The sequence below is a fragment of the Tessaracoccus pujii genome (genome assembly GCF_054483895.1).
Map to the genome: position 1 here is coordinate 179,558 of NZ_CM137012.1, position 12,625 is coordinate 192,182.

General features: G+C 70.5%; 14 protein-coding genes. 4 read left to right on the top strand and 10 right to left on the bottom strand.

Features of this window, described 5'->3' with window-relative positions:
- The 5 genes from ACX1D0_RS00820 to trhA all read right to left on the bottom strand — a co-directional run bounded on the left by ACX1D0_RS00820 (position 1) and on the right by trhA (position 4,486).
- Entirely contained in the window at positions 1 to 624 is a 624-nt protein-coding gene (locus tag ACX1D0_RS00820) for a hypothetical protein (protein WP_459019021.1), read from the bottom strand.
- A complete protein-coding gene (locus ACX1D0_RS00825) occupies positions 617 to 1,189 on the bottom strand; it encodes an RNA polymerase sigma factor (RefSeq protein ID WP_459019022.1) in 573 nt (190 codons plus the stop codon). Before ACX1D0_RS00825 ends, ACX1D0_RS00820 begins: the two co-directional genes overlap by 8 nt.
- A gap of 101 nt (positions 1,190 to 1,290) precedes the next feature.
- Positions 1,291 to 2,094, bottom strand: coding sequence for a DUF4397 domain-containing protein (locus ACX1D0_RS00830; protein ID WP_459019023.1), 804 nt, complete (start codon positions 2,092 to 2,094; stop codon positions 1,291 to 1,293).
- Between the two features lie 208 nt (positions 2,095 to 2,302).
- Positions 2,303 to 3,649 carry an RNA 5'-3' helicase PhoH2 gene (gene phoH2 / locus ACX1D0_RS00835; protein ID WP_459019024.1) on the bottom strand — a complete coding sequence of 449 codons (1,347 nt, stop codon included), beginning with the start codon at positions 3,647 to 3,649 and terminating at the stop codon, positions 2,303 to 2,305.
- Positions 3,650 to 3,808: 159 nt separating this feature from the next.
- Complete coding sequence (gene trhA, locus ACX1D0_RS00840; protein WP_459019025.1) at positions 3,809 to 4,486, bottom strand: PAQR family membrane homeostasis protein TrhA; 678 nt, start codon at positions 4,484 to 4,486, stop codon at positions 3,809 to 3,811.
- An 85-nt stretch (positions 4,487 to 4,571) separates the two neighbouring features.
- On the opposite strand from trhA, the gene ACX1D0_RS00845 reads away from it, so the two are divergent.
- Positions 4,572 to 5,372, top strand: a complete 801-nt coding sequence (locus ACX1D0_RS00845; RefSeq protein WP_459019026.1) for an isoprenyl transferase — start codon at positions 4,572 to 4,574, stop codon at positions 5,370 to 5,372.
- Between the two features lie 45 nt (positions 5,373 to 5,417).
- On the top strand, positions 5,418 to 5,972 hold the full coding sequence (locus ACX1D0_RS00850; RefSeq protein ID WP_459019027.1) for a DUF4245 domain-containing protein: 555 nt from the start codon (positions 5,418 to 5,420) through the stop codon (positions 5,970 to 5,972).
- 6 nt (positions 5,973 to 5,978) lie between these two features.
- Here the strand turns inward: ACX1D0_RS00850 and ACX1D0_RS00855 are convergent, their stop codons facing one another.
- The 3 genes from ACX1D0_RS00855 to ACX1D0_RS00865 are packed head-to-tail and all read right to left on the bottom strand — an operon-like array spanning position 5,979 to position 8,170.
- Positions 5,979 to 6,176: an exodeoxyribonuclease VII small subunit gene (locus ACX1D0_RS00855; RefSeq protein ID WP_459019028.1), complete on the bottom strand. Its 198-nt coding sequence runs from the start codon at positions 6,174 to 6,176 to the stop codon at positions 5,979 to 5,981.
- Positions 6,169 to 7,398 carry an exodeoxyribonuclease VII large subunit gene (gene xseA, locus ACX1D0_RS00860; RefSeq protein ID WP_459019029.1) on the bottom strand — a complete coding sequence of 410 codons (1,230 nt, stop codon included), beginning with the start codon at positions 7,396 to 7,398 and terminating at the stop codon, positions 6,169 to 6,171. Before xseA ends, ACX1D0_RS00855 begins: the two co-directional genes overlap by 8 nt.
- A 19-nt stretch (positions 7,399 to 7,417) precedes the next feature.
- Positions 7,418 to 8,170, bottom strand: a complete 753-nt coding sequence (locus ACX1D0_RS00865) for a hypothetical protein (protein WP_459019030.1) — start codon at positions 8,168 to 8,170, stop codon at positions 7,418 to 7,420.
- A 41-nt stretch (positions 8,171 to 8,211) separates the two neighbouring features.
- On the opposite strand from ACX1D0_RS00865, the gene ACX1D0_RS00870 reads away from it, so the two are divergent.
- Positions 8,212 to 9,186: a 4-hydroxy-3-methylbut-2-enyl diphosphate reductase gene (locus tag ACX1D0_RS00870; protein WP_459019031.1), complete on the top strand. Its 975-nt coding sequence runs from the start codon at positions 8,212 to 8,214 to the stop codon at positions 9,184 to 9,186.
- Between the two features lie 4 nt (positions 9,187 to 9,190).
- Here ACX1D0_RS00870 and ilvA read toward each other — a convergent pair whose 3' ends face one another.
- Positions 9,191 to 10,456, bottom strand: a complete 1,266-nt coding sequence (ilvA, locus tag ACX1D0_RS00875) for a threonine ammonia-lyase IlvA (protein ID WP_459019032.1) — start codon at positions 10,454 to 10,456, stop codon at positions 9,191 to 9,193.
- A 252-nt stretch (positions 10,457 to 10,708) separates the two neighbouring features.
- On the opposite strand from ilvA, the gene ACX1D0_RS00880 reads away from it, so the two are divergent.
- Positions 10,709 to 10,993 (top strand): hypothetical protein, encoded by a 285-nt coding sequence (locus tag ACX1D0_RS00880; RefSeq protein ID WP_459019033.1) that lies wholly within the window; start codon positions 10,709 to 10,711, stop codon positions 10,991 to 10,993.
- Positions 10,994 to 11,011: 18 nt separating this feature from the next.
- Here ACX1D0_RS00880 and ACX1D0_RS00885 read toward each other — a convergent pair whose 3' ends face one another.
- Positions 11,012 to 12,535, bottom strand: coding sequence for a DNA recombination protein RmuC (locus ACX1D0_RS00885; RefSeq protein WP_459019034.1), 1,524 nt, complete (start codon positions 12,533 to 12,535; stop codon positions 11,012 to 11,014).
- Positions 12,536 to 12,625: the final 90 nt, after the last annotated feature.

The following is a 12,625-nucleotide window of genomic DNA, read 5'->3' on the forward strand; positions in this document are numbered from 1 at the left end:
TTACTGCTGGAGCGCGCCGCGCATGATGGTGTCACCCGAGTGCCGAGGCTCGTCGTCGAACAGCTCGTTGGACAGGTCCACGATGAGGTAGCCGGCCTCGATGAGCGCCTCGTCCACGGTGAACCGCCCAACGGTCTCGGCCGTGAACACGCCCACCGAGATCATCCGCGCCAGGTCCGTGTTGATGAGCCAGACCTCGACGTATCCGCTGGGGTTCGCAACGCCCTGAGGTACCTCCACGGACAGGCTGTACCCGGCGCTGCGCCGCAGGAGTTCGGCGGTTCCCAGCCGTTCGTCCGGACGATCCAGCGGGGTGAGGACTGCCCGCCGGACGGCGTCGCCGGCGTCATCGGGTCCCACTGCCGCCCACATCCCGGCGGCCCCGGCCGCGGCGCCCAGCAGCAGTCCACCCACACCGAACAACCATGCGCGCCGGCCGACGGTGGGACCGGCCGCCGGCGCGCGCCGGGGGGTGGCGTCCTGAGCGGCCCCGGGGGAGACGCCTGTGGCCGCCGCGATGGCCTCCCATGTGCCCGGCCCAGGATCCGACCATGCGGGTTCGGTGCGCGCGGCCCGGCGGAAACGCTCGGCCACCTCGTCGAGTGGGTACTCGCGGTCAGACACCTGCATCCACCTCCTCGAACACTGCCCTCAGCCTTTCCAATCCTCGTCTGACGTGCGACTTGACCGTGCCCAATGGTAGGGCGAGCCGCTGTGCGACCTCGTCATGCGTGCGGTCCTCCAGGTACACCATCCGCAGGATCGTGGCCCGGGGATCACCCAGGGTGGCGAGAGCGTCGTGCACCACCACCGCATCGACCACCGCGTCGGTGCGCGCCGCCTCGACGGGCGGGTCACCCACCAGGGCCTCCCTGGCCACCGCTTCGTCCGTGCGAAAACCGCGGGACCTGGCGCGCAGCGCGTCGATGACCTTGAGCTTGCAGATCCCGATCAGCCAGGCCGGCAGCGATTCGTCGGTGGCGCGCAGAGTCGCCCGGGATTTCCAGGCGGCGATGAACACCTGTTGGGTCACGTCGTCCGCGTCCGTGGAGGAGCCGAGCGAGCTGCGCGCGATCGTGTGGACGAGTCGGGACCAGCGCGAGAAAGCTTCCCGAAGGGCCGATTCATCACCTGCCGCGAAGCGCGCGGCCAACAGGCTCACCGGGGTGGCAAGCGTATCGGCGGTCACGCAGATCAGTGTGGCACACCCCTCTCCGGCTTGGTGGTGGCGCGGCGAGGCTCCCGTCCCGCGGAGCGGTCCGCGGGACGGGAGCCGGCCTCTCGGATGGATCAGGCCTGGCTGCGCGCCCGAGACCGCTGGGCCGCGACCACCGTGGTGGCGACGCCGGCGATCATGAGGGAGGCGGCGGCGAGGCTGAGGAATGACGTGTCGCCCGGGCCCTCCGCGCCGGTGCTGGGCATGCCGTGCACCAGCTTGACGCTCTGCACGGCGAGGGCGAGGCTCTCGTCCTCCAGGGAACCCCATGCGTAGACGATGGTGTTCATCCCTGCGGCCACGTCCACGTCGGCCGGGCCGAGGACGACGGTGTCGGTACCGGCTGCGACGACGTCAGCCGCGACCGTGCCGGCCGCGAGGGCAAGCATGGCCTCCTTCGGGTTCTCGAGGCCCGGTACGACGACGGCGCCGCCCGCTCGGACGTCCACCGCAGGGGCGGCGGCCACATGGCGGACCGTCAGGCGGGCCCCCTCGTCGGAGGCGGAGGTGTCGTTGACGAACGGGGTGAGTGCGGGCTTGCCGTCGGCGGTGAGGTGGGCCACGACGGTGATGTTCGCGCCGGCCGGGACATTGACGTCCATGGCCTCCACGACTGCCGCACCGTCGGCGCCGGCGCCGGCCGCGACGACCTTGAGGTCGTATTCGCCGGCAGGAAGCATCTGGGGATCGGTCAGGGTGCCGGGGGCGAAGTTGGTCAGCAGTTCGGCGCCGTTGGCGTAGACGTCGACGGTGGCGCCCGGGACTCCGTGCAGGATGGAGACCGTGGCGGTGTGGTCGTCGGCGTGGGCCAGCGCGGCGGGTGCGGCGACGGCGGCGAGGGCCAGGGAGCCGGCGGCGAACAGGCGGGCGAGCTTCATGGGAGTGTCCTTTCGAAGTGTCCACGGGCGACGATCGCCCTGACATGGAGTACTTCGCCGGCTCCCCCCGATTCGGATGCACCGAATGCGACTTTTTTTCAAGGAACTTTCTGCACCGGCTCCCCGGGTCTCTGAGGAGGCCGCCGACGCGGTCCCTGAGCCTCCTCAGGGACCGCGTCGGACGCAGCCGTCGCCTGGCTGACTTCCGTCAGGAGAGCTCGTCGACCTCCAGCATGTCGGTCACCAGGGCCGCGATCGGCGAGCGCTCGGAGCGGGTCAGTGTCACGTGGGCGAAAAGCGGGTTGCCCTTGAGCTTCTCGATCACCGCGACGATGCCGTCGTGCCGGCCCACCCGCAGGTTGTCCCGCTGCGCCACGTCGTGGGTGAGTACCACGCGCGAGTTCTTCCCTACGCGGGAGAGCACCGTGAGCAGCACGTTGCGCTCGAGCGACTGGGCCTCGTCGACGATGATGAAGGCGTCGTGCAGCGACCGGCCCCGGATGTGGGTCAGCGGCAGCACCTCGATCATCTCCTGCTCCAGGAGTTCGTCGATGACGTACTTGTTGGTCACCGAGGAAAGCGTGTCGAACACGGCCTGCCCCCAGGGTGCCATCTTCTCGCCGGCGGTGCCGGGCAGGAACCCGAGGTCCTGGCCCCCGACGGGGTAGAGCGGGCGGAACACCATGACCTTGGTGTACTTGCGCTGCTCGAGCACCGCGTCGAACCCGGCACACAGCGCGAGCGCGGACTTGCCGGTGCCGGCGCGACCGCCCAGGGAGACGATGCCGATGGAGTCGTCCATGAGCAGGTCCAGCGCCACCCGCTGCTCGGCCGATCGGCCGTGGATGCCGAACACCTCGCGGTCGTGCTTGATGAGCTTGACCGAGCCGTCGGGGAGCCTTCGCCCCAGTGCGCTCGACCCGGGCGCGTGGAGCACGATGCCGGTGTGGGTGGGCAGGAATGCCGCCTCGTCGATCACCGCGTGGCCGTCCTCGTACAGCGCGGAGACGTCATCGGTGGTCACCTCGATCGTGGCCATGCCGGTGAAGCCCGCCTGGAGCGGCAGCTCGTTGCGATACTCCTCCGCTGCCAGGCCGACGGCGGCCGCCTTGACTCGTAGCGGCAGGTCCTTCGAGACCAGCACCACATCGTGGCCCTCGTTGGAGTAGTTGAGCGCCACGGCCAGGATCCGGGTGTCGTTGTCGCCGAGCCTGAAGCCGGCAGGCAGTGACTCGGGATCCGTGTGGTTGAGCTCGACCCGCAGGTTGCCGCCCTGCTCGTTGGTGGCCATGGGGGTGTCCAGGCGCCCGTGCTGGATGCGCAGGTCGTCGAGCAGGCGGAGCGCGGACCGTGCGAAGTAGCCCAGCTCCGGGTGGTGGCGCTTGGATTCGAGCTCTGTGATCACCACGATGGGCAGGATCACGTTGTGCTCGGCGAAGCGGAGCATCGCCTTCGGGTCCGAGAGGAGGACGGAGGTATCGACGACGTAGGTCTTGATGGCCGTGTCGGGCCGGACATCGGTGTGGGAAGCCTGCTGGTGGGACGCGTTGAGCACGATTGCTCCCTTTCGCCGGGGGCCGCGCTCACCACGTCGGTCCCCGAATCTTGCTAGAGGACCGTCTGGGCTGGGATGGAGTGCATCTCCATGGGCCGACAATAACCCCCCGGCCCCTCCACGGCTAGAGGAATCACACCGATGTCATTCGCTGTTCATTCAGCCCGGGAAGACGGCCAGACCGATCGCGACGGCGTGCAGCAGGGCCGCGATGATCGTGCATGCGTGGAACACCTCGTGGAAGCCGAACCAGGCGGGTGACAGCTGCGGCCGCTTCGTGGCGTACGCGACGGCGCCCAGGGAGTACACCAGGCCACCGGCGAGCACCAGGAGTACCACCGCCGGCCCACCGGAGGCCCAGAGCTGGGCAAGCCACCCCATGGCGGCCCAGCCCATGGCGACGTAGAGGAACGTGTAGAGCCAGCGGGGGGCGCCGAGCCAGAGGATGCGGAAGAGCACGCCGAGCAGCGCGACGCTCCAGATCAACGCGAGCAGCGTCACGCGTGAGCTGCCCTCGAGCAGCGTGAGGGCCAACGGGGTGTAGGTGCCCGCGATGAAGACGAAGATGTTGGAGTGGTCGATGCGCCGGAAGAGGGCGTTGGTCCGGGAGGACCACGTGCCGCGGTGGTAGGCGGCACTGGTGCCGAACAACTGCACGGCCGCCAGCGTGTATATCCCGCAGCCGATCCGCGCGGTCAGCGTCGGTGCGAACACGGTGAACGTCAGCCCGATGAGGAAGGCGACGGGGGCCATGCCGAGATGCAGCCATCCGCGCAGCTTCGGCTTTGTGGTGGCTGCGTGGGTGGCCTGGAAGGGGGGCTCAGCGATGCTGGTCATGTTCATACCTACGGTAGAGTAACTTACGCCACCGTAGGTTACTCCTGCGGCGCTGCGAAGCCAACTGGGCGCTAGTGTATTTCGCATGTCAGCGGTGCAACGCCTCGTCGAACGCTGGTGGCCGCCCCGGTGGCTCTACGCCTGGTACGAGCGGCAGGTGCTCAGTCAACTCGACCGCGCCAGCCTCCCGCGGCACGTGGCGGTCCTCGCCGACGGCAACCGGCGCTGGGCGCGCATGAACGCTCCTGGTCAGCCCCTGGTCGCGGGGTACCGGGCGGGGGCGGCGAAACTGCTCGAGTTCGTGGAGTGGTGCGACGAGACCGGGATCCCCGTCATCACGCTCTGGGTGCTGAGCACGGACAACCTCGAGCGTGCCGAGGACGACGAGCTGGCCCCGCTCCTCGAGGTGATCAGCCAGCTCGTGACGGATCTGGCGGCCACCGGCCGCTGGTGCGTCCAGGCCGTCGGAGCTCTGGACCTGCTCCCCGAGGATGTGGCTCAGGCGCTGCGGAGGGCGTCGGAATCCACCGCCGGCGTCACCGGCATGCACGTCAACGTGGCCGTGGCCTACGGAGGGCGGCATGAGCTGCGCGACGCGGTCCGGTCACTTCTGGCGGCCCGCGCGAGGGATGGCGCCACGCTGAGCGATGTGGCCGAGACGCTGGAGATCGACGAGATCTCCGCGCACCTCTACACGAGGGGGCAGCCGGACCCGGATCTGATCATCCGCACCTCGGGTGAGCAGCGCCTGTCCGGGTTCCTGCTCTGGCAGTCGGCGCACAGCGAGTACTACTTCTGCGAGGCCCTCTGGCCGGACTTCCGGCGCGTGGATTTCGTCCGCGCGCTGCGCGCGTACTCGGCCCGCGAGCGCCGCTTCGGACGCTGAGCGTCGCGTTGTCCGCCCACCCGGGGGCGTGGGACGATGGCGCCCATGGCCCGCCGCAACCCGAACGCCCGCACGCGGGACATGGTGATCTCGATGGCTGTACTGCTGGTGCCCATCGCGCTGATCGCGTGGTGGTTCACCGTCACGCCGGAGCCCCGGCCCGAGGCGGTCAGCGTCGAGGAGACCCTGGCCCGGGCGGTGGCCGAGTCGCCCTACCCGCCCCTGCGCGCCGCGGAGCCCGGCGCGGACTGGATCCCCGTCCGGGTCGCCTGGGCCAAGGAGGGCGACCCCTGGATCACCGGTGATCCGGCCACCGGCAACTGGTGGCAGGTGGGTTACCTCGCCCCGGATGAGATCTACTACGGCGTCCAGCAGCGCGACGGCGCGCCTGCCGGCTTCGTCGCGGACACCACACGGGAGGGCCGTCCCCTCGGCGATGACGTCGACCTGGCCGGGCGCACCTGGGAGCGCTACGAGAGCGCCGACGGCCGCACCCGCAGCCTCGTCCACGCCGACGACGTCGTGACCTCCATCGTGACGGCCGATGCCGACTTCACGGCCCTGGAGGCGTTCGCCGCGACGTTGGTCGAGGCGCGGTAGGCCGCGCTAGTCCGCGGCTGGTCGCGCCTTGGCCACCTGCTCCTTGGCGCCGTCGAGAAACCCCTGGCAGATGTCGGCGAGCTTCTCGCCGCGCTGCCACAGGTCCATGGACTCGGCCAGCGACGCCCCGCCGGACTCCAGCCTTCGCACGACGTCGACGAGCTCGTCGCGTGCGGCCTCGTAGGTGAGTTTCTGGTCAGCCATGGTGGGTGTCCTTCGGGGTGGTGGCGACGACGTCGAGGTCGAGCGAGCCGTCGGCGAGATAGGCGTGGATGCGGGCGCCGGTCGCGGTGTCCGCGACGGCGGAGACCGAGTGGTGCCCGTCGTCGACGAGGACGGCGTAGCCGCGCTCGAGGGTCCGCTTCGGGGACAACGCCCGGATGGAGCTCACGGCGGACCGCAGCTGGGACTCCTCGTCGCGCAGGCGTCGTTCGATGGACGAGTCGAGCTTGTGCCGCAGCAGGCTGAGCCGGTCGTAGTGCGCCGCGAAAGCGCTCGTGGGGTCGATCATCACCGGGCGGGAGCGCAGCTGGTCGAGATGCCGCTGGGCCTCGGTGATCCGTGCGCCGATGGCGCGGCGGAGCCTGGCCCGCCCGTCCCCGAGGGCTGAGGCCTCGACGGCGTGGTCCGGTACGACGCGCTTGGCGGCGTCGGTGGGGGTCGAGGCCCGCAGGTCCGCCACGAGGTCCACGATGGGCGCATCGCGTTCGTGCCCGATGGCGGTGACGACGGGAGTGCGGGCGGCGGCGACGGCCCGCACCAGGCCCTCGTCGGAGAAGGAGAGCAGATCCTCCAGGGATCCGCCGCCGCGCGCGAGAATGATCACGTCCACCTCCGGATCCTGGTCGAGGGCGGCCAGCGCCAGCATGACCGACTCCGCGGAGGTGGGACCCTGCACGAGGGCGTGCCGTGTGCGGATCCGGGCCGCCGGCCACCGTCGGGCCACGGTCGTGACCACGTCGCGCTCGGCGTCGGAGTCCTTACCGGTGACCAGCCCGATGACGCGGGGAAGCAGGGGGAGGCGACGCTTGCGGGCCGGGTCGAACAGGCCCTCGGCCTGCAGCTTGCGCTTGAGCTGCTCGATCGCCGCCAGGAGGCGCCCCTCCCCGGCGACCTGGATCTCCAGACACTCGAAGGACAGCGACGCGTTGCGTTCCCACATCCTGGGCCTCAGCCGGGCGGTCACCCGCGACCCCTCAGGCAGCGGCCCGGCAGCGTCCAGCACCAGGGAGGACACGGTGACCTGGGCCGACATGTCCGCCACCCGGTCGCGGAAGGTGAGGAACTGCGTCGGCGCGCTGCGACGCTTGATCTCCACGACCTGCGCGTCCACCCAGACCTCGCCGAGCCGACCCACCCAGTCCTTGACCGCCATGATCACCCGGCCCAGAGGCTGGGGCTGCTCGGCGGAGCTCTGCATGCCCATCAGAGGATCCCGGTCACGGTCAGTCCCACATTCCGGAGCTGCAGGTGGCGTACCAGGTGCCGTGGATGATGTTGCCGACCTCGACGGTGACCCCCGCCGGCACCGCGCAGCCGATCTCCACCGCGCCACGCCCGGTCACATACTGGAACTCGACGCCGGTCAGGGTGTTGCGGCGCCGCTCGACGCTGAGCACCTCCACGCCCATGAGCACGGCGGGTGAGGCCTCAGCAGGGGGGATGGCGGCGGCCTGCAGTGCCAGGAGGCTGGGGGACATGAGGACGTCGGCAGCGATCCGCAGGTCGCCCCCCGGCCGGGCCTCCGGGGAGGCCTCGAAGGCCGCCGCGTCCGCGTGGACGCTCACCTCGATGGCGAGGGCTCCCACCGTCAGCTGCTCCACGACGGAGTATCGGCCGTCGGCGCGGAGCTCGTGCTGCGGGTAGGCCACCGGGTCGTCCACCAGCGCGACGAACTGCGCCAGCAGCGGCCCGGGTGCCTCCGCGCCGTACAGCGCGACCCTGGCCAGCAGGTCCGTGAACCGCACCACCTGGGCGCGGTAGCGAGCATGCGAGGCCAGCGCCCCCGTCGTGCTGACGCCCTGGCCCGTTCGCTTGACGAAGCTCAGCCTCGCCCCGCTGGGGTCGGTGTAGCTGCCCACCAGATCGAAGCCGGGGGCGGAGTCGATTCCGCGCACTCCGGCGTCGAAGGCGGCCTTGACGAGCTGGTCCATGGACTCGAAGTCGAAGCCGACGGCGTGGAGCTGGGGCGATTGCATGCGGCTAGGGTACCGGCGGGCCACCACCTAGACTGGGCGCCATGACCACCGAAGCCCCGGCCATCAAGCGCGTCGTCCTCGCAGCCCCCCGTGGGTACTGCGCGGGTGTGGACCGCGCCGTCGTCACCGTCGAGAAGGCGCTGGACCTCTACGGGCCGCCGGTCTACGTGCGCAAGCAGATCGTGCACAACAAGCATGTGGTGGAGACGCTCGAGCAGCGCGGCGCCATCTTCGTGGAGGAACTCGACGAGGTGCCGACGGGCGCGACCGTCGTGTTCTCCGCCCACGGGGTCTCTCCGGCCGTGCACACGGAGGCGGCCGAGCGGGGGCTGAAGACCATCGACGCCACCTGCCCGTTGGTCACGAAGGTGCATCACGAGGCCAAGCGGTTCGCCTCCGAGGGCACCCAGATCCTGCTCATCGGCCACGCCGGTCACGAGGAGGTCGAGGGCACCATGGGGGAGGCGCCGGACCAGACCATCCTGGTGCAGTCTCCCGCGGACGTGGCGGGCCTCGAGCTGCCGCAGCACGGCAACGTGGCGTGGCTGAGCCAGACCACGCTGTCAGTGGACGAGACCATGGAGACCGTCGGCCGCCTGCGCGAGAAGTTCCCGCTGCTCATGGACCCGCCGTCGGACGACATCTGCTACGCCACGCAGAACAGGCAGCAGGCCGTCAAGCAGATCTCCCCCGGGTGTGACCTCATGATCGTGGTGGGCTCGCAGAACTCGTCGAACTCGGTCAGGCTCGTCGAGGTGGCGCTGGAGGCGGGCGCGAAGGCGTCCTACCGCGTGGACAACGCCGCCGAGATCGACCCGGCCTGGCTGGAGGGCGTGGCCAGCGTGGGCGTCACGTCGGGGGCCTCGGTGCCGGACGAACTGGTGCAGGGCGTCCTGGACTACCTTCAGGGTCTGGGTTTCCCGCCCGCCGTCGAGGAGCGGCTCACCGAGGAGACGTTGCAGTTCTCGCTGCCGCCGGAGCTGCGCAAGGACCTGCGTCGCGCCGTCAGGCATTGACCTCTCAGGTGAGGAAGCGGAAGAAGGGGCTGTCGTAGGCCACTTCCTCCGCCGTCATGCCGCACTCGTCGATGCGCTGCAGCAGGAACGGGTAGTCGCCGGGGTTGCCCAGCTCCACGCCCACCAGTGCCGGCCCGGTGTCGCGGTTGCTGCGCTTGACGTACTCGAAGTAGGTGATGTCGTCCTCTGGGCCGAGTACCGAATCGAGGAACATGCGCAGCGCGCCAGGCTGCTGGGGGAAGTCGACGAGGAAGTAGCGCTTGCGGCCCTCGTGCATGAGCGAGCGCTCCACCACTTCGGCGTAGCGCGACACGTCGTTGTTGCCGCCGGAGACCAGCACCAGCACGCGTGACCCTGTGGGGATCTGCACCCGTGGCCCCACGCCGCCGGTGGGGAGGGCCGCGGCCGCGAGGGCGCCCGCGGGCTCGGTGATGATGCCGTCGGTCTGATAGAACTCCAGCATTTCGGAGCACACCTGGCCCTCGGGCACCCGCACCAGTTCCACGCGCGCCTCCCGGATGACCTCGAAGGTGAAGTCGCCGACGCGCTTGACCGCGGCGCCGTCGACGAACGTGTCGATGTCGTGCAGGACCACAGGGCGGCCCGCAGAGATGGCCGCCGCCACGCAGGGGGCGCCCTCCGGTTCCACCCCGATGAGACGGACCTCGGGGTGGGCGCTGCGCAGCCAGGCGGCCGCTCCTGCGAGCAGCCCTCCGCCGCCGACAGGGAGGACCACCACGTCGGGCACGAAGCCGAGCTGGTCGAACGCCTCCACCACGACGGTGGCCTGTCCGGCGGCGGTGCGCGGGTCGTTGAACGCCGGCACCAACACCTTGCCCCGCTCGGCCAGGCGGGCCGCCTCGTCGGAGGCGTCGTCGTAGTTGGCCCCGAAGAGGACGAGCTCGACGAAGCCGTGGCCGATCTCCACGATCCGCTGGCGCTTCTGCCTGGGCGTGGTGTGCGGGACCACGACGGTGGCCATGATGCCGAGCGCGGCGGCCGAGAACGCGACGCCCTGGCCATGGTTACCGGCAGATGCGCACACCACGCCAGCCCGCTTCTCCTCCTCGGTGAGCTGGGACATGAGGTTGTACGCGCCACGCAACTTATAGGAGCGCACCGGCTGCAGGTCCTCGCGCTTCAGCCACACCTCGGAGCCGGTGGCCTTCGACAGCCGTGCGTTGCGCTGTACGGGCGTACGACGCGCGACCCCATCGAGGCGCACGGCGGCGGCGGGGATCTGGGCGGCAAGATCTGACAGGGCACTCACCCGACCATTGTCGGGGTCCGCCACCCGCGGAGCCAACAGCCCGCCGTAGCTCTGGTGCGATACCCCTGGGGGTGGCACCATGGCGGGATGGCGGCGGCGAGGCCCCGGAGCATCGACGGCGGCCACCCGGGGGGCCCCGGGTGGGCCGGGCATCCGCCCGCCGACGACACGGTCTTCAGGCCGCCGGGAGCGCCCCGCAGCCTGCCGGCACGCGGCGGATCGTGGACGCGCGACCTACCACCCGATTCGGGGATGCCCACACCACTGCGGAGCGCAGGGACGCAGGCTCCCAGGCCGGATCTGCATGTGGTGCGTGCGGTCGGTCAGGTGCGACCCGAGCCGATCCAACCGGAGGTGGTGGACGACGGGCCGGACTGGGCGCGCATCCTCACGCGATCCCTCGCGCTGGTGGCCGTGGGCCTGTGCGCGGGGATCCTGCTCTCCCGGCCGTGGGCGCCCAGGGAGGATGCACCGCGGCCGACGGCGGAGTCCAGCGTGGGCGTGCCCGCTGCGTCGGCCGACCCGACGGGACGGTGACAGGCAGGGCGTTCGGCCTCAGGCGTCGTCTGTGCCGGTACGGCGGCGCAGCTGGCGAACCGACGGCTGATCCAGCAGTTCCGCCTCGTCTGCCACCGCTGCCCGCTCGAGGCTGCGCAGGTCCTCGAACTCCAGCATCTCCGGCACCGCGATCTCGCGCGCCGTCTCGGTGACCGGGGCCAGCTCGGGGAGCTCACCGGAGGTGACGCCCAGGTCCTTGAAGCGGCGCGCTGACACCATGACGCGCGTCTCGACGGCGCCCACCGCCTTGTTGTAGTTGGACACGGCGCTGCCCAGCGAGCGGCCGAGCTTGTCGAAGTGCTGGCCGAGGGTGGCAAGGCGTTCGTAGAGTTCACGGCCCAGCTTGGAGACCTGACCGGCCGTCTCCGCGAGGGAGACCTGCTGCCAGCCGTTGGCCACGATCTGCAGCTGCGGGATGAGCAGTCCGGGGGAGGCGAGGACGATCTGGCGGCGGGTGGCGAAGTCGTGGAGGGCAGGATCCTGCTCCAGCGCCAGCCGGTAGAACTCGTCCGAGGGGAGATACAGCACCACGAACTCCGGGGAGCCGAGGTCCAGCTGCCAGTAGTGCTTGCCCGAGAGATCATCGATGTGCTTACGGACATGGCCGGCGAACGTCTTGAAGTAGGCCTTCTGGGCGTCCTCGTCCTCAGTGTTGTAGGCCTCGAGGACCGCGCTGAGCGGCACCTTGGAGTCCACGAAGATCACCTTCCCCGCGGGGAGGTTGATGCGCATGTCAGGCCGGAAGCGACCGTCGTCCGACGTGTAGGTGGCCTGGGCGTCGAAATCGCACCGCTCGGTGAGGCCCGAAATCTCGACGATGCGCTTGAGGCTCCGCTCCCCCCAGGCGCCGCGCACCTGCGGGCTGCGAAGGGCGTTGCTCAGGCTCACGGTCTCCTTACGGATGGCGTCCCCTGACAGGCGCACCGCCTGGACCTGCTCACCCAGCTCGGCCGCCATGCGGATCCGGTCCTTCTCCACCGATTGGAGCTTCTCCTGCAGCTGCCTGAGGCCGTCCGCGAGGGGCCCGACGAGCTGCTCGGTGGCCTTGAGGCGGTGCTCGGCCACCTCGTCGGCCTGCCTGCCCTGGCGCTCCAGGGAATCTGCGGAGAGCGCCTTGAACTGCGTCAACAGGACCTCGCGGTCCTGCGCCTGCTCGGCGGCCTTCTGCACCGCGGCGTCCCGCTGGGCGGTGAGGGCGGCCACCTGAGCCGCGACCCCGGCGGTCTCGCCCCGGGCCTCCGCCAGCTGGCGTTGCGCATCCATGGCCGCGGTGCGGAGATCCGCCTTCTCGGCCAGATGCTGCGCCGCCTCCGACCTCACGGCGGCGGCCTCGGCGCGGGCACGGCTGGCCTCCTCCAATGCCCGCGACACCTCCTGGCGCGCCGACGACAGCGCGAGCTGCTCCTCCGTGCGGGCCTGGCGCCCGGCCTCCGCGGAGGCCCGACGGCGTCCGTAGAGGTAGCCGGCGAAGGCCCCGGCGACGAGGGTGACGAGGCTGAGCAGGATGGCGAGAACGTCCATGGGTCCACTCAATCAGGGGCCACCGACAATTCCTCCCTGCCACTCCGGAGGAGGGCCCGAACGTCTCGGCGGCCCGGGCTACCGTAAGGG